Origin of the sequence: Kitasatospora sp. NPDC091335 (assembly GCF_044757205.1) — a bacterium.
In the GTDB taxonomy this organism is placed as follows: Bacteria; Actinomycetota; Actinomycetes; order Streptomycetales; family Streptomycetaceae; genus Kitasatospora.
This window is the reverse complement of the sequence record NZ_JBIVUM010000021.1, coordinates 87,458-107,222: the sequence shown is the minus strand read 5'-3', so window position 1 is coordinate 107,222 and position 19,765 is coordinate 87,458. Positions and strand designations below refer to the sequence as shown.

Here is a 19,765-nt window from a genome sequence, read left to right as displayed (position 1 = left end):
CCGTCCCTGTCGGGAGAGAAACCAGCCATGTCCCCGATCCACGTGCTGCACGGGCAGCCGACCCCCGAGGAGCTGGCCACCGTCCTGGCGGTGGTCCAGGCCCGGGCCGCCGCCGCGCAGGCCGCCGCCGAGACGGCGCGCCCGGCCGGTGCCGGCCCGGCCTCCCCCTGGAACGACCGCGTCCGGCTGCTCCGCCCCGCCGTCCGCCCGGGCGTCAACGCCTGGCGGACCTCGGGCTGGGCGCGCTGACGCCCCCGTGCGGGGTGGCGGGCCGGCTCCGTCGGCCCGCCACCCCGCACGGCCCGCTCCGCCCGCTTTGCCCGGAACATGAGTACGGATACTCAGGCGCCGGGACCCCCGCGGGAGCACTCTGGACGGGTGCTCTGGTCAGATCCCCGCGACGAGCCCTCGCCCGAGGCCCGTCGGATGCAGGAGCGGATGCAACGGGCCGGAAGGGTCCTCGCCGCCCTGGTGCTGGTGGGCGCCGTACTGATGATGATCTCCCGCTCGTTCACCTGAACGGCGGACACCGGCACCCCCTACCCTGGTGGGCATGACCGACCAGCGCCCCCTCGTCCTCGCCTCCGCCTCCCCCGCCCGCCTCGGGCTGCTCCGCCAGGCGGGGCTCGACCCGCGCGTGGTGGTCAGCGGCGTCGACGAGGACGCGATCACCGCCGCCACCCCCGCCGAGCTCGCGCTCGTCCTGGCCGAGGCCAAGGCGAAGGCCGTCGCCGCCGGACTCACCGGCGGCGAGCTGGTGATCGGCTGCGACTCCGTCCTGGAGCTGGACGGGCAGGCCCTCGGCAAGCCCGCCGACGCCACCGAGGCACTGGCCCGCTGGCAGTCGATGCGCGGGCGCGCCGGCGTGCTGCGCACCGGCCACTGCGTGATCGACACCGCGAGCGGCCGGCAGTCCTCGGCCACCGCCTCCACCACCGTCCGCTTCGGCACCCCGGACGACGCGGAGATCGCCGCCTACGTGGCCTCCGGTGAACCGCTGTACGTGGCCGGGGCGTTCACCCTGGACGGCCGCTCGGCGCCGTTCATCGACGGCATCGACGGCGACCCGGGCAACGTGATCGGCCTGTCCCTGCCGCTGCTGCGCCGGCTGCTCGCCGACCTGGATCTGCGCATCACGGATCTGTGGACCGACTGACCTGCCGCACGCCTGCCCGCACCCCTAAGCTGACGGGCGTTCGGACGGGGAGGGCAGATGACCGACAGCGTGCTCAACGTGGTGCTCGGCCTGGTCGCCAGCGCCATCAGCGCCGGCCTCGGCTGGCTGGCCCAGGTGCTGCGGCGGCGGCGCAGGGTCGAGCGGGTGCGGGAGTTCTTCGGGCTGCCGGGCGGCAGCGAGTGCCTGGTCGTGGTGCCGCGCAGCATCGGGACGGGCTCGCACGCGCACACCGTGACCCGGCGTGACGCCTACGCGCTGATGTGGCTGGCCGGCCTGGTCGAGGAGTGCGGGGCGCGGCCCGAACTGGTCGCCCACGACGCCGCGCACCGCGGCCTGGGCGCCAAGACCGAGCTGTGCCTGGGCGGTCCGGTCAGCAACGAGCGGACGGCCGCGCACCTGGCCTGGGGCCTGCCGGGCGCGCTCGTCACCTCGGGCCCGGGGCCGGGCAGCAACGTGATCGTGGTGGGCGGGCGCGACTTCACCGCCGACCGCGACCAGGCGCACACCCTGCTGGCCCGGATCGCCACCCCGGACGGCGGCCGCCCGGTGTTCCTGGTCTCCGGCCAGACCGGCATCGCCAACCAGGCGGGAGTGCGCTACCTGGTCGCGCACCACCGCGAACTCGCCCGGACGTACGGGCGCGACGGCACCTTCGCGCTCGTCCTGCGGGTGGTCAACCCGGAGGCGTACGGGCCCGACATGGTCGAGCCGGTGGCGGACGTGACGGCCGAGGCGCTGCAACGGCCCGGCGCCCGCTCCGGCGCCGCTTGAGCGGCCCGGACGAGAGTGTGGCCCCGGCCACTCGGCGAACCCGTCCACCGGGCCGCACCAGGCATCACCGAGCGTGTGGGATAGTTCACAACCCGGGGCTACTCGCCGGTACTGCCCTCGAATCCATAAACTCGACGAGGTTCAAGAAGGGAGCCACAGTGCGCAAGGTGCTCATCGCCAACCGCGGGGAAATCGCTGTCCGCGTCGCTCGGGCCTGCTCGGACGCCGGTATCGCCAGCGTCGCCGTCTACGCCGAGCCGGACCGGGATGCGCTGCACGTCCGCGCGGCCGACGAGGCTTACGCGCTGGGCGGTGACACTCCCGCAACCAGCTACCTGGACATCGCCAAGGTCCTCAAGGCCGCCGCCGACTCCGGCGCCGACGCCGTCCACCCCGGCTACGGCTTCCTGTCGGAGAACGCCGACTTCGCCCAGGCCGTCCTCGACGCCGGACTCACCTGGATCGGCCCGCCCCCCCAGGCCATCCGCGACCTCGGCGACAAGGTCACCGCCCGCCACGTCGCCCAACGCGCCGGCGCCCCCCTCGTCGCCGGCACCCCCGACCCCGTCGCCGGCGCCGACGAAGTCGTCACATTCGCCCGCGAACACGGCCTCCCCGTCGCCATCAAAGCCGCCTTCGGCGGCGGCGGCCGCGGCCTCAAGGTCGCCCGCACCCTCGAAGAGATCCCCGAACTCTTCGAATCCGCCGTCCGCGAAGCCGTCGCCGCCTTCGGCCGCGGCGAATGCTTCGTCGAGCGCTACCTCGACAACCCCCGCCACGTCGAGACCCAGTGCCTCGCCGACAAACACGGCAACGTCGTCGTCGTCTCCACCCGCGACTGCTCACTCCAGCGCCGCCACCAGAAACTCGTCGAAGAAGCCCCCGCGCCCTTCCTCACCCCCGAACAGAACGCCGAGCTCTACCGCGCCTCCAAGGCCATCCTCAAGGAAGCCGGCTACCAGGGCGCGGGCACCTGCGAATTCCTCGTCGCCCTCGACGGCACCATCTCCTTCCTCGAGGTCAACACCCGCCTCCAGGTCGAACACCCCGTCACCGAAGAAGTCACCGGCCTCGACCTCGTCCGCGAGATGTTCCGCATCGCCGACGGCGAGGAACTCGGCTACGACGACCCCGAAATCCGCGGCCACTCCTTCGAGTTCCGCATCAACGGCGAAGACCCCGGCCGCGGCTTCCTCCCCGCCCCCGGCACCGTCACCCTCTTCGCCCCACCCACCGGCCCCGGCGTCCGCCTCGACTCCGGCGTCGAGACCGGCTCCGTCATCGGCCCCGCCTGGGACTCCCTCCTCGCCAAACTCGTCGTCACCGGCCGCGACCGCAAGCAGGCCCTCGAACGCGCCCGCCGCGCCCTCAACGAGTTCAAGGTCGAAGGCATGGCCACCGCCATCCCCTTCCACCAGGCCGTCGTCACCGACCCCGCCTTCGCACCCGAGGTCCACGGCAACGACGAACCCTTCACCGTCTTCACCCGCTGGATCGAGACCGAGTTCGACAACACCATCCCGCCGTTCGCCGGCGCGGCCGGTGACGGCGAGGAGGCCGAGACCCGGGAGACCGTGGTGGTCGAGGTCGGCGGCAAGCGGATCGAGGTCTCGCTGCCGTCCTCGCTGGGCGTCGCGGCGGCCCCGGCGGCCGGTGCGACGGGCGCCGCCAAGGCCAAGCGCCGGGTGGGCACCAAGAAGGCCGGCTCGGCCCTCAGCGGTGACACCCTGGCCTCGCCGATGCAGGGCACCATCGTCAAGGTCGCCGTCGAGGAGGGCCAGGTCGTCGCCGAGGGCGAGCTGATCGTGGTCCTGGAGGCGATGAAGATGGAGCAGCCGCTGAACGCGCACAAGGCGGGCACCGTCTCCGGCCTCAAGGCCGAGGTCGGCGCGAGCGTCAGCAGCGGCGCCGCGCTGTGCGAGATCAAGGACTGACCGGGGTCCCTGGTTCCACCGACCGGTCCGTACGCCCTCGGGGGCGTGCGGACCGGTCGCGTCTCCGGCCCCCGTACGGGCTCAGCGCCCGCGCGGCAGGCCCATCTCGGCCAGCCTGGCCGGCATGCCGCCCGGGCCGGCCGGCCCGCCGTGCGCACCGGGACGGCGCTGGCCGGGCAGCGGGGCGCCCCCGGGGGGCGGACCGGCCCGGCGGGCCATCGGACCCGGCTGGGTCTGGTGGACCGGCCCGCTGCCGGTGCCGTGCACCGGGGCGTCGCCGCTCGGCGACGCGCCCAGCGGGGCCAGGTCGACCTGGACCCCGCAGTCGGCGAGCGCGTCCAGCTCACGGGCGGTGGTGTCGTCCGCGGCCGCCTGCTCGTCGGTGACCAGCCGGGTGATGGTCTCGGTGGCGACGGTCTGGAACATGCCGGCCGCGCCGAGCTTGGTGTGGTCGGCGAGGACGATGACCTCGGCAGCCGCCAGCACCATTGCCCGGTCCACGCTCGCGGACAGCATGTTCGCGGTCGACAGCCCGCGTTCGGCGGTCAGCCCGCTGCCGGAGATGAAGGCCTTGGTGACCCGCAGCCCCTGGAGCGACTGCTCGGCACCACTGCCCACCAACGCGTAGTTGGAGCCGCGCAGGGTGCCACCGGTCATCACCACCTCGACCCGGTTGGCGTGTGCCAGGGCCTGGGCGACCAGCAGCGAGTTGGTGACCACGGTCAGCCCCGGCACCCTGGCCAGCCGGCGGGCCAGCTCCTGGGTGGTGGTGCCGGCGCCGACCACCACCGCGTCCCCTTCCTCCACCAGGCCGGCGGCGAAGTCCGCGATGGCGCTCTTCTCCGCCGCGGACAGGTGGGTCTTCTGCGGGTATCCGGGTTCGCGGCTGAAGCCGCCGGGGAGCACCGCGCCGCCGTGCCGGCGGTCGAGGAGCCCTTCTGCCTCCAGCGCCCGCACGTCACGGCGCACGGTCACTTCGGAGGTCTGGACGACGCGGGCCAACTCCCGGAGCGAGACGGCTCCGTTGGCGCGCACCATTTCGAGGATCAACTGGCGACGTTCTGCTGCAAACACAGAACCGACGGTAACCTGCGTGACCGTCTGCTTTCAGGCGTTTGCAGCTGGTAGCGGGAATTGCTCACGCACGAGCGGCGCGTGACCGTAGAATACGCGCCGCCGATGACCCGGAACTGCGCCCGCCGTCCGGGTGACGGCCATGCCCGCGCGAAGGGCGGCCGCGGATCGGCAGCCGCCCCCAACTGCGCGCCGGACGCTCAGGATTCGCCGTCGGCCCGCTTGCGGATGTGCAGCTGGCGGGCCGCCTCGGCGGTCGAGCCCGAGACGGACGGGTAGACGGTGAAGGCACTGGCCACCTGTTCGACCGTCAGATTCGCGTCCACCGCGAGCGAGATCGGGTGGATCAGCTCGCTGGCCCGCGGGGCGACGACCACGCCGCCGACCACGATGCCGGTGCCGGGGCGGCAGAACAGCTTCACGAAGCCGTCCCTGATGCCCTGCATCTTCGCCCGCGGGTTGCCGCGCAGCGGGAGCTTGACCACGACGGCGTCCATCTTGCCGCACTCCACGTCGGCCGCCGTGTAGCCGACGGTGGCGATCTCCGGGTCGGTGAAGACGTTGGAGGCCACGGTCTTGAGGTTCAGCGGCTGCACCGCGTCGCCGAGCGCGTGGTACATCGCGATCCGGCCCTGCATGGCCGCCACCGAGGCGAGCATGAAGACGCCGGTGCAGTCACCCGCCGCGTAGACGCCGGGGGCGGTGGTGCGGGAGACCCGGTCGACCTGGATCTGGCCCCAGTCGTTGAGCTTGACCCCGGCGTCCTCCAGGCCCATCTCGGCGGTGTTGGGGATCGAGCCGACCGCCATCAGGCAGTGGGTGCCCTCGATCACCTTGCCGTCGGCCAGCATGACCTCGACCCGGTCGCCGATCCGCTTGACGCTCTCGGCCCGCGAACGGCCCATCACGTTCATGCCGCGGCGGCGGAAGACGTCCTCCAGCACCTCGGCGGCGTCCGGGTCCTCGCCCGGCAGCACCCGGTCGCGGCTGGACACCAGGGTGACCTTGGAACCGAGCGCCTGGTACGCGCCGGCGAACTCGGCGCCGGTCACGCCGGAGCCGACCACGATCAGCTCGCGGGGCAGCTCCTCCAGGTCGTACACCTGGGTCCAGGTGAGGATCCGCTCGCCGTCCGGCTGGGCGTCCGGGAGTTCTCGCGGGTGGGCGCCGGTGGCGATCAGCACCGCGTCGGCGCGCAGCGACTGCACGGTGCCGTCGGGCCCGTCCACCAGGACCTCGCGGGAGCCGTCCGCGGCCTGCCCGCCGGTGCCGAGCCGGCCGCGGCCGCGCAGCACGGTGACGCCGGCCCGGGTGACGGACTGGGTGATGTCGTGGGACTGGGCGATCGCCAGGCGCTTCACACGGCGGTTGACCTTGCCCAGGTCCACGCCGATCACCCGGGCCGCCTGCTCGAGCGGCGGGGTGTCGTCCGCGACCAGGATGCCCAGCTCCTCGTACGAGCTGTCGAAGGTGGTCATCACCTCCGCGGTCGCGATCAGGGTCTTCGACGGAACGCAGTCCGTGAGCACCGCCGATCCGCCCAGACCGTCGCGGTCGACGACGGTCACCTCCGCGCCGAGCTGTGCGGCGACCAGGGCCGCCTCGTAGCCGCCGGGTCCGCCACCGATGATCACGATCCGAGTCACGCTCCCCATTGTCCCGCACGCCGGGAGGGCCGCCACGCCGGGGTCCCGGCTCGCACCTTCGTCCAGTCGCCGCGGCCCGCCCGCCGCCCGGGCTACGCTGGCCCCCATGCCCCTTTACGCCGCGTATGCCACCAACCTCGATGCCCGGCAGATGACCCGCCGAGCCCCGCACTCCCCGCTGCGCGGCACGGGGTGGCTAGCCGGCTGGCGGCTCACCTTCGGCGGCGAGCAGCTCGGCTGGGAGGGCTCGCTGGCCACCGTGGTCGAGGACGAGAAGGACCAGGTCTTCGTCTCGCTGTACGACGTCGCGCCGATGGACGAGGAGGGCCTGGACCGCTGGGAGGGCGTCCAGCTCGGCATCTACCGCAAGATCAAGCTGCGCGCGCAGACCCTGGACGGGGACATCCCGGTCTGGACGTACGTGCTCAACGACTACGAGGGCGGCCTGCCCGCGGCCCGCTACCTCGGCCTGGTCGCGGACGCCGCCGAGAGCGCCGGCGCCCCGCACGACTACGTGATGGACCTGCGCCGCCGCCCCTGCTAGGACGACTGCCGACCCTGGCCCCAGAGCCCTGGCCCGCTCAGGGCCGCGGCCCCCAGCCGCGCACGGTGTCCGCCAGCACCCCGGCCACCACCGCGCGCCTGGCCGGGTCGCCCCGGAGAACGCCCGCCGAGCTGTGTTTCCGGTCAGCCGGGTAACGATCCGGCACGCCGCGGCGGATTTTCTACGCGCGTAGCCGAATCCCGTCTATCCTCGGACCCGTGAACGCTTCTCCTCAGTCGGTCGTCTCCGCCGACCCCTACGCCGCCGCCCAGGCCGCCGCCGAGCGCCTGCGCGAGCTGACCGGTGCCGAGCGGCACGACGTCGCCCTGGTGATGGGCTCCGGCTGGGTGCCGGCCGCCGACGCCCTGGGCGAGACCGTGGCCGAGTTCCCGGTCACCGACCTGCCCGGCTTCCCCGCCCCCGCCGTCGCCGGCCACGCCGGCACGATCCGCTCGGTGAAGATCGGCGACAAGCGCGCCCTGATCTTCCTCGGCCGCAACCACTACTACGAGGGCCACGGCGTGGCCACCGTCGTCCACGGCGTGCGCACCGCCGCCGCGGCCGGCTGCGGCATCATCGTGCTGACCAACGGCTGCGGCGGCCTGCGCCAGGGCTGGACCCCGGGCCAGCCGGTCCTGATCAGCGACCACATCAACCTGACCGGTGACTCGCCGATCGTCGGCGCCAACTTCGTCGACCTCACCGACCTGTACTCCAAGCGCCTGCGCGAGCTGTGCCGCGACATCGACTCGTCCCTGGACGAGGCCGTCTACGTGCAGTTCCGCGGCCCGCACTACGAGACCCCGGCCGAGGTCAACATGGCCCGGGTGATCGGCGGCGAGCTGGTCGGCATGTCCACCACCCTGGAGGCCATCGCGGCCCGCGAGGCCGGCAGCGAGGTGCTCGGCATCTCCCTGGTCACCAACCTGGCCGCCGGCATGACCGGCGAGCCGCTCAACCACGCCGAGGTGCTGGAGGCCGGCAAGGCCTCCGCCGAGCGCATGGGCGAACTGCTGGCGAAGGTCCTTGAGCGGATCTGACGCCCGCCAGGCGCAGAATCATGACTGACGGGGCCCACGGGCGGCGTGATCCGCTGATCACGCCATCCCGTGGGCCCCGTCCGCATGTGCCCACCTCTTCCTCACTCGCTCTTCCTCACTCGCGCGGAACCTCCGGCCCACCCACCGACGCACTTCCCGATGGAGCTGGCATGACGCAGGCACCCACCACCGACCTCCTCGCCCGGGCCCGGACCTGGCTGGCCGAGGACCCCGACCCGCAGACCCGCGAGGAGCTCAGCGCCCTGCTGGCCAGGGCCGAGGCCCCGGAGGTCGAGACCGACGGAAAGCTCGCCTGGGCGGAGCTCGCCGAGCGCTTCTCCGACCGGCTCCAGTTCGGCACCGCCGGCCTGCGCGGCGAACTCGGCGCCGGCCCGATGCGGATGAACCGCGCCGTGGTGATCAGGGCCGCGGCCGGCCTGGTCGCGTACGTCAGGCAGCAGGGCCTGGGCGACCTGGTCGTCATCGGCTACGACGCCCGCCACAGGTCGTACGACTTCGCCCGCGACACCGCCGCCGTGGTGGTCGGCGCCGGCCTGCGCGCCGCGCTGCTGCCGCGCCCGCTGCCCACCCCGGTGCTCGCCTTCGCCGTCCGCCACCTGGGCGCGGCCGCCGGCGTCACCGTCACCGCCAGCCACAACCCGCCGCAGGACAACGGCTACAAGGTCTACCTGGGCGACGGCTCGCAGATCGTCCCGCCGGCCGACGCCGGGATCGCCGCCGGGATCGACGCGATCGGCTCGCTGGACGAGGTCCCGCGCGCCGAGGAGGGCTGGGAGGTGCTCGGCGAGGAGGTCGTCGAGGCCTACCTGGACAGGGCCGTCTCCATCGTGGACGCGCGCGGCCCGCGCGACCTGGAGGTGGTCTACACCCCGATGCACGGCGTCGGCCGCGACACCCTGGTCGCCGCCTTCCGCCGGGCCGGCTTCCCCGCGCCCACCGTGGTCGCCGAGCAGGCCGAGCCCGACCCGGACTTCCCGACCGTGGCCTTCCCCAACCCGGAGGAGCCGGGGGCGATGGACCTCGCCTTCCGCACCGCCGCGTCGGTCGGCCCCGACATCGTGATCGCCAACGACCCGGACGCCGACCGCTGCGCGGTGGCCGTCCCCGCCAACGGCGACGCGGCCGGCGGCGGCAGCGGCGGCGCGGCCGGCTGGCGGATGCTGCGCGGCGACGAGGTCGGCGCACTGCTCGGCTCGGCCCTGGTCGCGAAGAAGGCCGAGGGCACCTTCGCCACCACCATCGTCTCCGCCACCCTGCTCGGCCGGATCGCCGAGGCCGCGGGCCTGGGCTACGCCGAGACGCTGACCGGCTTCAAGTGGATCTCCCGCGCCGAGGGCCTGCGCTACGGCTACGAGGAGGCGCTCGGCTACTGCGTCGACCCGCAGGGCGTCCGGGACAAGGACGGCATCACCGCCGCCCTGCTGGTCGCCGAGCTCGCCGCCACCCTCAAGAAGTCCGGCCGCACGCTGTCCGACCTGCTGGACGACCTGGCGCTGGAGCACGGCCTGCACGCCACCGACCAGCTCTCCGTCCGGGTCCAGGACCTCACGCTGATCGCCGACGCCATGCGGCGCCTGCGCGAGCGGCCGCCGACCGTCCTGGCCGGCCTCCGGGTCACCCGCGCCGACGACCTGTCGGCCGGCTCCGCCGACCTGCCGCCCACCGACGGGCTGCGCTACTACCTGGACGGCGAGGCCGTCCGCTCGGCCCGCATCGTGGTCCGCCCCTCCGGCACCGAGCCCAAGCTCAAGTGCTACCTGGAGGTCGTCCTCCCGGTCGCCTCCGCCGCCGACCTGGCCCCCGCCCGCGCCCGCGCCGCCGGTCTCCTCGCCGCCGTCAAGCGGGACCTCGCCGAGGCCGTCGGCATCTGATCCCACCCGTGGCACGGTGCCCCGTCGAGCATCGGCTCGACGGGGCACCGCGGCCTCCGGAGGCTACGGCGTCACGCGGGACTTCGCCGAAGCCGCGCCGCTGTGGCTCAGAAGCCGGTGTCGTAGGTGTAGAGCGTGGAGTGGTCCAGCAGTTGGGCCGGCGTGGTGGTGTTCCAGGGCTTCATCGGCTTGTTGAGGTCGACCACATTGGCGGTGGGCACCACGGGCAGGTACCCCGAGCCGGGGTTGCGGCGCCGCCACTCCGACCAGAGCTTGTCGATGAAACAGTGGTGCAGCCAGAACGCCGGGTCGTTCGGGGACATCCCGGAGTTCATCTGGCCGCCGATCCACACGTGCGCCCGGTTGTGCAGGTTGGGGCCGCGCCAGCCTTCCATGTTGTTGCGGAAGCCGTCGGAGGAGCTGTTCCACGGTGCGGCGTCGTAGGCGGTCATGGCGAGCACGGTCTCCACCTCGGCCCGGGTCGGCAACGCGGAGACCGCGGCGCCGAGCGTGCGGCGCAGGTAGTCGCGGCTGTCGGGGCGCACGTTCACCGTCCACTTGCCGGTGCCGTACGCGAACGGGCCGGTGACCACCTGGTTGTCGCCGCTGCGGCCGCTGCCGCCCAGGAAGTCGGCGCCCCAGATCGACGAGTTCGCCGCCCGGTCGACGGTCCAGTCCCAGTACGGGAGCGTGACGTTCGGGTCGATGCTCTGCAGGTCCCGCTCGAACTGGAGCAGGAACTGACGGTGCCAGGGCAGGAAGGACGGGGAGCGGTGGCCGACCCGCTCACCGGTGTCGCTGTCGTTGACGATGAAGTAGTTGTGCGTGTCGACGTAACCGTCGTAGCGGCCGAGCCGCTTGAGCTCCAGTACGGCGTCGACGAAGGCGCGCTTCTCCTGGGCCGTCAGGGTCGCCTGGTTCTTGCGGACTGCCATGGTTTCTCCTCGGTGAGCCAGTGGTCCGAACGTGCGGTGGGCCGGTTCAGGCGACGGAAATCGGCACGAGCGTGGCGCCCTGAAGGTCGTCGACGGCCGCGCGGGCGAGCGCGCGGGGGGTGGTGAAGGTCTGGTAGTGGTTGATGACGCTGATCCAGGTGCCGTCGACGTTGCGCATCATGTGCAGCTCCCGGCCGTCGATCAGCACCGTGTACCCGACACCGGCGCCGTGGTGGCCGGCACGGGCGGTCGGCCGGCCCTGGATGCGGCGGCCCTGGTAGGACTCGTCGAACTGGTCGTTCTCCCCCAGGTCGGCGGCGGTGGCGGACTTGCTGGTCGGTCCCGCGACCGCCAGCACGCCCGTGCCGGCCGCGGCGGTGAGCGCGAGCACCGAGCCCTGGAGCATCCGTCGTCGGGTCAGCTCCGTGGTGCGGCTGATTTCGGACATGGTGAAACCCCCTCCGGCGCCTCGGAGAATCGAGGCGCGCGCATGAAAGAAACGTTTCTACAAGGGGACGGAATAGCAAACAGTCCCCAAACCCTGACCATGGGGAGTAATTCCATGGTCGATCCGCCCCATGTCCATACTTTCAATGGATGTGCGCGGTCCGTAACGGGAGCATGACGAATACGGAGAAGGTTGGGCGCTTTCCGGTCAGCCCACTTGTCGGATGTTCATCATCGTCGGCGGGGAAGTTTCACTTTCCAACCGCTCGCAGGCGATCTTTCCAAAGATCTTCCGGAACCGACCCCGCCTCCCCGCAGACCTTCCCGCGCGACGCGCTCCCGGCGACGCGGCTCACACCCGGAACATGACGGGATGCGGCCCGCCTTCGGTCCGTGGATTCGATCCACCGGCTTGCCGGAGTCCCCGATGCCCGGGTTCGTCACCACCGACGGCATCGGCCCTCCGCGCCCGAACCGACCGCGCCCCGACAGCACTTCGCCCCGCCGGATCGCATCCGGCGGGGCGAGGTGAAGCGGTCAGCACCCTCGGCCGTCCGACAGTGCCGGGCGCGCGGCCGGCCCCTCCTGCGTGGCTCAGACGGCGATGACGGTGATCAGCGCGGCCAGGCCGATCAGGGTGGGGGCGATGATCCACCAGCACCAGCGGACCTCGACCGGGCCGGTGGCCCCGGGGCGGCCGGCGTTGCGTTCGGCCATCTCCTGGAGGACCGCGGTGACCTGGTCGGACCAGGCGCGGGTCGGGTCGGGCGAGCCCTGGACGACCGGGTTGGTCCGCTTGGCCAGCCCGAGGCCCAGGCCGGTCCTGGAGGCGTGTTCGGCGGCGCCGGTGCTCATCGCCCGGGTGGCCCGCTTGCGCTGCCGCAGCGACACCGGCACCGCCCAGACCTGGTACTTCTTCCCGCCCGCGAGCAGTTCGACCGAGTACCCCGCGCGCAGCGCGTCCACCGAGGCCCAGGGCGCGACGACGGTCCGCCACGGGTTGCGCACCACCAGCCGGTCGCGGCCGGCCGTCACGACCGGGCGCAGCGTGTACGCGATCACCGGGAAGGCGAACACCGGCACCGCCGCCAGCGAGACGTACGGGGTCTTCCCGGTCCCGTTCAGCGCCGCGTCGCCGACCAGCCAGGCCGCGACGGCCAGCAGCAGCACTCCGGAGATCACACCGGGGACAGAGCGGTACACGCGGTCCGCGTACTCGGGCTCCCCGTCGGGGGCGGCCGGGCCCTGGTGGGGCGTGCCGTCGGAATCGGTCATGGCGTCGATTCTGCCCCATGCGCCCGAAGAGTCCACAGGCCTCGACGATCACCGTTCGACGGCGGTTCGGTACCTAACGGATGTGCACGGTCTTGATCCGGAAGCCCCCGGCGAGCCGTTCCACCACCGACCACGCGCGGTCCGTGGTCAGGACGGGCAGGTCGAGGCGTTCGGCGATGGCGATGCACAGCGAGTCTGCGGTGGACAGGGTCCCGGGCTTGCCCGACCTGGTGTGTCGCAGATCGTCCTCGGTCCACCGGGATCGGGTGGTGTACGAGAGGTGGCGCAGCTCGGCGGCACGGACGGCGTCGGCCTGGGTGACCTCCTCGACGATGACCAGGCCGGCGCCGACAAGGTCGTCCGCGATACGGCAGGGCGGGCTGTGGTGTCCGTACGCCTGGGCGCGGCGGAGCACCTCGGTGAGGCAGACGGTGGGGAGCCGGGCGCCGTCGAGGACGTCCTCGACCTGGGCCGCTCCGGGCTCGTCGGCCATCCAGGCGAGGACCGCGCCCGCGTCGAGGAGGTGGCTCACGCGGCGCCACGCTCCTCGTCCTCGTCCGCCTCGGCGCGGTCGTCGGTCGCGAGATCGACTCCGACGGGGAGGCGGAACTTCAGCCGGCGCTTGATGTCGTCGGCCGTCTCGATGATCACTCCCCCGCCTTCGAGCACCCGCAGGTGGACTCGCGCGCCTTCCCTCATGTGCGCGGCACGCTGAATGGCGACGGGCAGGATGATGCGCCCCCGGTGCCCGACCGTGGTCGTCGCCTCCGCCGGGCGGTCGTCTGTGACACTCATGGCTCCAGGTTACCCATTCGACGAAATATGGGCCATGACGTTTTCTGCTCACCATTCTCGAAATTGATCACCACTGCCCGGCCCCGGGGGCCTGGCCTCCACCCCGACCCCGCAGATCTCGGTCCGGCCACGAATGGCAGGCGCCCTGGCGGCCCACTACGCGCGTAGATATGCTGGTCTGGTGACTATGTCCACTGTTGCAGCCAATGCCCTCGGCGTTGCGGGCAGCGGCCTTCAGGACGTTGCGGCGTCCGAGGCCTCGCTCCGCCGTTTCCTGCACGGCCTGCCCGGCGTCGACCAGGTCGGCCTGGAGGCGCGTGCCGCCACTCTCGGTACCCGCTCGATCAAGACCACGGCGAAGGCGTACGCCATCGACCTGGCGATCTCGATGATCGACCTGACCACGTTGGAAGGCGCGGACACGGTCGGCAAGGTGCGCGCCCTGTGCGCCAAGGGCAGGACCCCCGACCCGACCGACCCGACCACCCCCCGTGTCGCCGCCATCTGCGTCTACCCGGACATGGTCGCCACCGCGAAGGCCGCCCTGAAGGGCGCCGGCATCCAGGTCGCCTCGGTGGCCACCGCCTTCCCGGCCGGCCGCGCCGCCCTCCCGGTCAAGCTCGCCGACACCGCCGACGCGGTGGCCGCGGGCGCCGACGAGATCGACATGGTGATCGACCGCGGCGCCTTCCTCTCCGGCCGCTACCTCGACGTCTTCAACGAGATCCTCGCGGTCAAGGAGGCGTGCCAGCGCCCCGACGGCAGCTCCGCCCACCTCAAGGTGATCTTCGAGACCGGTGAGCTCCAGACCTACGACAACGTCCGCCGGGTCTCCTGGCTGGCGATGCTGGCCGGCGCCGACTTCATCAAGACCTCCACCGGCAAGGTCGCCGTCAACGCGACCCCGCCGGTCACCCTGCTGATGCTGGAGGCGGTCCGCGACTTCCGCGCGGCCACCGGCGTCCAGGTCGGCGTCAAGCCCGCCGGCGGCATCCGCACCACCAAGGACGCCATGAAGTACCTGGTGATGGTCAACGAGACCCTCGGCGACGACTGGCTGACCCCGCACTGGTTCCGCTTCGGCGCCTCCAGCCTGCTCAACGACCTGCTGATGCAGCGCCAGAAGCTGGCCACCGGCCGCTACTCCGGCCCCGACTACGTGACGGTGGACTGATCACCATGGCCAAGAAGAAGAACACCGAGGAGCCCGCGGCCAAGCCCGCCGGCGGCCTCTTCGCCTACGCCCCGGCACCGGAGTCCCCCGCGGCCGCCGGCGACATCGCCAGCTCCTACGGCCACTTCATCGGCGGCGAGTTCGTCGACTCCTCCGGCAAGGAGGCCCTGAAGACGGTCAACCCGGCCACCGAGCAGGTGCTCGCCGAGTTCGCCCGGGGCACCGAGGAGGACGTCGACCGCGCGGTCGCCGCCGCCCGCAAGGCCTTCGCCGGCTGGTCGGCGCTGCCCGGCAGCGAGCGCGCCAAGTACCTGTTCCGGATCGCCCGGATCGTCCAGGAGCGCAGCCGCGAGCTGGCCGTGCTGGAGTCGATCGACAACGGCAAGCCGATCCGCGAGACCCGCGACGTCGACCTGCCGCTGGTCGCCGCGCACTTCTTCTACTACGCGGGCTGGGCCGACAAGCTGGACCACGCCGGCTTCGGCCCCGCCCCGAAGCCGCTGGGCGTGGCCGGCCAGGTCATCCCGTGGAACTTCCCGCTGCTGATGCTGGCCTGGAAGATCGCGCCCGCGCTGGCGACCGGCAACACGGTCGTCCTGAAGCCGGCCGAGACCACCCCGCTGACCGCGCTGCGCTTCGCCGAGATCTGCCGCCAGGCCGGTCTGCCGAAGGGCGTCGTCAACATCGTCACCGGCGACGGCCGCACCGGCGCGGCGCTCACCGCGCACCCGGACGTCAACAAGGTCGCCTTCACCGGCTCCACCCCGGTCGGCCGGGCCATCGCCAGGCAGCTGGCCGGCACCCGCAAGAAGCTCTCGCTGGAGCTGGGCGGCAAGGCCGCGAACATCGTCTTCGACGACGCGCCGATCGACCAGGCGGTCGAGGGCATCGTCAACGGCATCTTCTTCAACCAGGGCCACGTCTGCTGCGCGGGTTCGCGCCTGCTGGTCCAGGAGTCGGTCCAGGACGAGGTGCTGGACGCCCTGAAGCGCCGGATGGCCACCCTGCGGGTCGGCGACCCGCTGGACAAGAACACCGACATCGGCGCCATCAACTCGGCCGAGCAGCTGGCCAGGATCACCGCCCTGACCGAGGCCGGCGAGGCCGAGGGCGCGGAGCGCTGGTCGCCGGCCTGCGACCTCCCCGGCACCGGCTTCTGGTTCAAGCCGACCCTGTTCACCGGCGTGAGCCAGGCCCACCGGATCGCCCAGGAGGAGATCTTCGGCCCGGTCCTGTCGGTGCTGACCTTCCGCACCCCCGCCGAGGCGGTCGAGAAGGCCAACAACACCCCGTACGGCCTCTCCGCCGGCATCTGGACGGAGAAGGGCTCGCGCATCCTCTGGATGGCGAGCCGGCTCAGGGCCGGCGTGGTCTGGGCCAACACCTTCAACAAGTTCGACCCGACCTCGCCGTTCGGCGGCTACAAGGAGTCGGGCTACGGCCGCGAGGGTGGCCGCCACGGTCTGGAGGCCTACCTCGATGTCTGATGTCGCAACGCGTCTTGACGTCCTCAAGACCTACAAGCTGTACGTCGGCGGGAAGTTCCCGCGCTCCGAGAGCGGGCGGGTGTACGAGGTGACGGACTCGAAGGGCGCATGGCTCGCCAACGTCCCGCTGGGCACCCGCAAGGACGCCCGCGACGCCGTCGTGGCCGCCCGCAAGGCGGTCAAGGGCTGGGCCGGCGCCACCGCGTACAACCGCGGCCAGGTGCTGTACCGGGTGGCCGAGATGCTCCAGGGCCGGCGCGAGCAGTTCGCCACCGAGGTGGCCGTCTCCGAGGGCATCGGCCCGAAGAAGGCCGCCGCCCTGGTGGACGCCGCGATCGACCGCTGGGTCTGGTACGCGGGCTGGACCGACAAGGTCGCCCAGATCGCGGGCGGCGCCAACCCGGTCGCCGGGCCGTTCTTCAACCTCTCCACCCCGGAGCCGACCGGCGTGGTCGGGATCGTCGCCCCGCAGGCCGGGTACGGGCACTCGCTGCTCGGCCTGGTCTCGGTGATCGCCCCGGCGATCGCCACCGGCAACACGGTCGTGGTCGCGGCCGCCGCGGACGCCCCGCTGCCCGCGCTGTCGCTGGGCGAGGTGCTGGCCACCTCGGACGTCCCGGGCGGCGTGGTCAACCTCGTCTCGGGCCGGACCGCGGACATCGCCCCCACCCTGGCCTCGCACCAGGACGTCAACGCGCTGGACCTCACCGGGGCGATCGCCACCGACGGCCCCGGCGCGGCGCAGGCGCTGGAAGCCGCCGCTGCGGATACCCTGAAGCGGGTAGTCCGTCCCGTGCTGGACCCGTTCGCCCAGGACTGGACCAATGCGCCCGGTACGGACCGGCTACTCTCGTTCCTGGAGACCAAGACGGTCTGGCACCCGATGGGGATCTGACCTCCGCCGCTCCGCCCGACGGAACGACAGCACAACTCCACAGACTGGCCGTCCCCAGTGCCCTCACCCCCCCAGGGCCCGGACGGTCACAGGACGGACCCGCGCCTCTCCCCCCCTGGCGTGGGTCCGTCGGCGTTCCGGGGTGTTCCGGTGCCGCCCGGCATTCCAGCCGTTGCCGGTCGGCGCCCGTCGGCCTCCCGTCGACTTTCGTCGGCCGTGCCGCCGACTTTCGGCGCTCCCGCGCGCCCGTCCGCCCCGGCCAGAATCGCCGGTGACGGAATCGACCGGGGGGACGATGGGCGAGTTCATCGGCGAGCTGATGGCACTGTTCGCGGACGGCTTCTACCGCAGGTGGCACGTGGCCCGCACCACTCGCCGGCTGGCCGCCGGCCGCCCGGTCCGGGTGCCCTGCTCGGCCCGGTCCGGCCGGCAGCCCGGGTACGTCAACGGCAGCCTGCACATCACGCCGGGCGCCGGCACCGTGGCCCTCGTCGCCCGCGACACCGGCCGGCGCGAACTGTCCGCCGGCGGCACCTTCCACGATCCCGAGCCCGACACCTGGCACAGCCAGGACTGGGCCGCCACCGCCTACCGGCCGCCCGGCACCGAGGAGCCGGTGTACCTCCAGGTGGACAGCCGCTACCTCCCGATGGTCCACGTCGCCCTCGCCGACCCGCAGGCGCAGTCACAGCCGCCGTCGCGGTAGAAGGCCGGGACCGGCAGGTTTCGGCAACCGGCCGGGATGCGTCAGACTGGTGTCCCGTGAGTGACTCCCCCATGAACCCCGCACCGGCCGCGCATGCCCGGGTGATCCTGCTCTCCGGGCCCTCCGGGTCGGGGAAGTCCTCGCTGGCCGAGCGCAGCGGTCTGCCGGTGCTCCAGCTCGACGACTTCTACAAGGACGGGGACGACCCGACCCTGCCGCGGCTGCCGGACGGCGCCGTCGACTGGGACTCCCCGCTGGCCTGGCACCGTGACCAGGCCGTCGCCGCCATCCGCGCCCTGCACGAGCACGGCCGCACGGACGTCCCGGTGTACTCGATCCCGGACAACGGCAGGACCGGCACCCGCGGCCTGGAGCTGGGCGGGGCCGCCGCGTTCATCGCGGAGGGCATATTCGCCGCCGAGATCACCACCGAGTGCGCCGGCCTCGGCCTGCTCGGCGACGCCCTGTGCCTGCGCAACGGCGCGCTCACCACGGCCTGGCGCCGGCTGCGCCGGGACGTCAGGGAGGGCCGCAAGTCGCTGCCGGTGCTGCTGCGCCGGGGCCTGCGGCTGATGCGGGCCGAACGGTCCATCGTCGGACGGCAGGTGGCACTCGGCTCGTACGCGTGCGCCGGCCCCGAGGCCGAGCGGCGGATCCGCGCCACGACCATGGCCACCGAACTCTCCGCGGCCTGACCCCGCGGTCCCGGGCCCCGCTCCGGAGCCGCGCAACGGAGTCACGGTCCGAAGCCGCCGTCCGAAGCCGCCGTCCGCACCCGGGCCGGCTCCAGGGCACGACGAAGGCCCGGTGCGTCTCCCCCGCACCGGGCCCTTCGCCTTCCCTGGACGGTCCTCGGCTCCCCCACGGGCATGCTCCCCCGAGCCGCTGCCCCCGGACCGTGACCGTCCGCTACCCGTCCCCCGACGGGAGTCCTCGTTACGCGACCAGCTCGCCGAACGCCCGGACGGTGTCGCCCGACTTGTTCAGGTGCTCGTCCTCGCGCAGCCGGCGCAGGGCGCGCCAGATGCTGCTCTTGACCGTGCCGACGCTGATCCCCAGCACGTCGGCGATCTCCGGGTCGGTCTTGCCCTCGTAGTACCGCAGCACCAGCATGGTGCGCTGGTTCTCCGGCAGCTTCGCCAGCGCCTGCCAGAGCACGGTGCGCAGCTCGGTGCCGCCCATCGCGTCGGTGTCGCCGGCCGTCTCCGGCAGCTCCTCGGTCGGGTACTCGTTGACCTTGCGGCGCCGCCAGGCGGAGATGTGCAGGTTGGTCATGGTGCGGCGGAGGTACCCGCCGACCGCGGCCTTGTCGGTGATCCGGCCCCAGGCGCGGTAGGTGCTGAAGAGCGCGCTCTGCAGCAGGTCCTCGGCCTCGTAGCGGTCACCGGTCAGGTGGTAGGCCGTGGCGTACAGGGAGGCGCGGCGCTCCCGCACGTACGCGGTGAACTCCGTGATGTGGTCCTCCGCGACGGCCGGGTGCTCCCCCTGCGCGCCTTCCTGTCCGGCCTCGGTGGTGCGGGCCGCGGCGGGGTTCAGCCGCAGCAGCGTCGCACCGGCGGCCTCGCGACCGGCCGGCTCCCCCGAGCCGGCCGTCCGCGGACCGTTCCCCCCGGTCCCCCGGTTCCCCCCCGGGGCGTCCTTGCCCTCGACGCGGACGGGGAGGATCCCCCGCAGCGTGAGGGTGCCTGCGGAGTCGGCCGAACTCCCCAGCCGGCCGATTCCGTACAGCTCCCCCGTCCTGCCGCCGCCGCTCACCCGACGGGCGACAGGGTTTCCACCGGTGCTGTGCGCGCACCCCCGCACGGTCACGGCACCGGAGTTCTCGTCGGTCCTGACCTCGTACCGGGTCCGGGTGGACGTGGCTGACGAACGCGCGGTGCGGACAGCCGGGTTGGTCCGGGTCTGAAGCGTGGCGTTCATCGTGCGCCCCCTGGGTCGGTACGAGCGGTTCCGGTAGCCGCCCTTCAGCCGGC

General features: G+C 72.8%; 21 protein-coding genes. 13 read left to right on the top strand and 8 right to left on the bottom strand.

What is annotated here, in order from left to right; genetic code table 11:
- Positions 1-27: 27 nt before the first annotated feature.
- The 5 genes from ACIQOW_RS33635 (at position 28) to ACIQOW_RS33615 (ending at position 3,882) form a co-directional block, all read left to right on the top strand.
- Entirely contained in the window at positions 28-249 is a 222-nt protein-coding gene (locus ACIQOW_RS33635; protein WP_401091399.1) for an acyl-CoA carboxylase subunit epsilon, read from the top strand.
- Positions 250-378: 129 nt separating this feature from the next.
- The gene (mmpB, locus tag ACIQOW_RS33630) at positions 379-519 is read left to right on the top strand and encodes a morphogenic membrane protein MmpB (RefSeq protein WP_316523819.1); all 141 of its coding nucleotides are present in this window, start codon (positions 379-381) and stop codon (positions 517-519) included.
- A 34-nt stretch (positions 520-553) separates the two neighbouring features.
- Positions 554-1,156: a nucleoside triphosphate pyrophosphatase gene (locus tag ACIQOW_RS33625; protein WP_401091397.1), complete on the top strand. Its 603-nt coding sequence runs from the start codon at positions 554-556 to the stop codon at positions 1,154-1,156.
- A 57-nt stretch (positions 1,157-1,213) separates the two neighbouring features.
- A complete protein-coding gene (locus tag ACIQOW_RS33620) occupies positions 1,214-1,948 on the top strand; it encodes a hypothetical protein (protein ID WP_401091395.1) in 735 nt (244 codons plus the stop codon).
- Between the two features lie 158 nt (positions 1,949-2,106).
- Positions 2,107-3,882, top strand: a complete 1,776-nt coding sequence (locus ACIQOW_RS33615; RefSeq protein WP_401091393.1) for an acetyl/propionyl/methylcrotonyl-CoA carboxylase subunit alpha — start codon at positions 2,107-2,109, stop codon at positions 3,880-3,882.
- 81 nt (positions 3,883-3,963) lie between these two features.
- Here ACIQOW_RS33615 and ACIQOW_RS33610 read toward each other — a convergent pair whose 3' ends face one another.
- Positions 3,964-4,920 (bottom strand): DeoR/GlpR family DNA-binding transcription regulator, encoded by a 957-nt coding sequence (locus ACIQOW_RS33610; protein WP_401091471.1) that lies wholly within the window; start codon positions 4,918-4,920, stop codon positions 3,964-3,966.
- 236 nt (positions 4,921-5,156) lie between these two features.
- The gene (locus ACIQOW_RS33605) at positions 5,157-6,611 is read right to left on the bottom strand and encodes an NAD(P)H-quinone dehydrogenase (protein WP_401091391.1); all 1,455 of its coding nucleotides are present in this window, start codon (positions 6,609-6,611) and stop codon (positions 5,157-5,159) included.
- A 97-nt stretch (positions 6,612-6,708) separates the two neighbouring features.
- Between ACIQOW_RS33605 and ACIQOW_RS33600 the strand changes: the two genes are divergently transcribed.
- From ACIQOW_RS33600 to ACIQOW_RS33590, 3 genes are all read left to right on the top strand, one after another.
- Positions 6,709-7,146, top strand: coding sequence for a gamma-glutamylcyclotransferase (locus ACIQOW_RS33600; RefSeq protein ID WP_049660023.1), 438 nt, complete (start codon positions 6,709-6,711; stop codon positions 7,144-7,146).
- A gap of 218 nt (positions 7,147-7,364) precedes the next feature.
- Positions 7,365-8,186, top strand: coding sequence for a purine-nucleoside phosphorylase (locus ACIQOW_RS33595; RefSeq protein ID WP_401091388.1), 822 nt, complete (start codon positions 7,365-7,367; stop codon positions 8,184-8,186).
- Positions 8,187-8,356: 170 nt separating this feature from the next.
- Complete coding sequence (locus tag ACIQOW_RS33590; RefSeq protein WP_401091386.1) at positions 8,357-10,078, top strand: phospho-sugar mutase; 1,722 nt, start codon at positions 8,357-8,359, stop codon at positions 10,076-10,078.
- Between the two features lie 107 nt (positions 10,079-10,185).
- On the opposite strand, the gene ACIQOW_RS33585 is transcribed toward ACIQOW_RS33590, so the two are convergent.
- The 5 genes from ACIQOW_RS33585 to ACIQOW_RS33565 all read right to left on the bottom strand — a co-directional run bounded on the left by ACIQOW_RS33585 (position 10,186) and on the right by ACIQOW_RS33565 (position 13,530).
- Positions 10,186-11,013 carry a tyrosinase family protein gene (locus ACIQOW_RS33585; RefSeq protein WP_401091384.1) on the bottom strand — a complete coding sequence of 276 codons (828 nt, stop codon included), beginning with the start codon at positions 11,011-11,013 and terminating at the stop codon, positions 10,186-10,188.
- Positions 11,014-11,059: 46 nt separating this feature from the next.
- Positions 11,060-11,461: a tyrosinase cofactor gene (locus ACIQOW_RS33580; protein ID WP_401091382.1), complete on the bottom strand. Its 402-nt coding sequence runs from the start codon at positions 11,459-11,461 to the stop codon at positions 11,060-11,062.
- A gap of 593 nt (positions 11,462-12,054) precedes the next feature.
- On the bottom strand, positions 12,055-12,735 hold the full coding sequence (locus ACIQOW_RS33575) for a PH domain-containing protein (RefSeq protein ID WP_401091380.1): 681 nt from the start codon (positions 12,733-12,735) through the stop codon (positions 12,055-12,057).
- A gap of 73 nt (positions 12,736-12,808) precedes the next feature.
- On the bottom strand, positions 12,809-13,267 hold the full coding sequence (locus ACIQOW_RS33570) for a PIN domain-containing protein (RefSeq protein ID WP_401091378.1): 459 nt from the start codon (positions 13,265-13,267) through the stop codon (positions 12,809-12,811).
- The gene (locus tag ACIQOW_RS33565) at positions 13,264-13,530 is read right to left on the bottom strand and encodes an AbrB/MazE/SpoVT family DNA-binding domain-containing protein (RefSeq protein WP_401091376.1); all 267 of its coding nucleotides are present in this window, start codon (positions 13,528-13,530) and stop codon (positions 13,264-13,266) included. Before ACIQOW_RS33565 ends, ACIQOW_RS33570 begins: the two co-directional genes overlap by 4 nt.
- A 187-nt stretch (positions 13,531-13,717) precedes the next feature.
- Here ACIQOW_RS33565 and deoC point away from each other — a divergent pair, with 187 nt between their 5' ends.
- From deoC to ACIQOW_RS33540, 5 genes are all read left to right on the top strand, one after another.
- The gene (gene deoC / locus ACIQOW_RS33560; protein WP_401091374.1) at positions 13,718-14,704 is read left to right on the top strand and encodes a deoxyribose-phosphate aldolase; all 987 of its coding nucleotides are present in this window, start codon (positions 13,718-13,720) and stop codon (positions 14,702-14,704) included.
- Positions 14,705-14,709: 5 nt separating this feature from the next.
- Positions 14,710-16,191: an aldehyde dehydrogenase family protein gene (locus ACIQOW_RS33555; RefSeq protein ID WP_401091372.1), complete on the top strand. Its 1,482-nt coding sequence runs from the start codon at positions 14,710-14,712 to the stop codon at positions 16,189-16,191.
- Positions 16,184-17,086, top strand: coding sequence for an aldehyde dehydrogenase family protein (locus ACIQOW_RS33550; protein WP_401091371.1), 903 nt, complete (start codon positions 16,184-16,186; stop codon positions 17,084-17,086). The genes ACIQOW_RS33555 and ACIQOW_RS33550 overlap by 8 nt, the downstream gene beginning before the upstream one ends.
- Before the next feature lie 271 nt (positions 17,087-17,357).
- Positions 17,358-17,792 (top strand): hypothetical protein, encoded by a 435-nt coding sequence (locus ACIQOW_RS33545; RefSeq protein WP_401091369.1) that lies wholly within the window; start codon positions 17,358-17,360, stop codon positions 17,790-17,792.
- 71 nt (positions 17,793-17,863) lie between these two features.
- Positions 17,864-18,487 carry an ATP-binding protein gene (locus ACIQOW_RS33540; protein WP_401091469.1) on the top strand — a complete coding sequence of 208 codons (624 nt, stop codon included), beginning with the start codon at positions 17,864-17,866 and terminating at the stop codon, positions 18,485-18,487.
- 241 nt (positions 18,488-18,728) lie between these two features.
- On the opposite strand, the gene ACIQOW_RS33535 is transcribed toward ACIQOW_RS33540, so the two are convergent.
- A complete protein-coding gene (locus ACIQOW_RS33535) occupies positions 18,729-19,712 on the bottom strand; it encodes a SigE family RNA polymerase sigma factor (RefSeq protein WP_401091367.1) in 984 nt (327 codons plus the stop codon).
- Positions 19,713-19,765 lie beyond the last annotated feature (53 nt).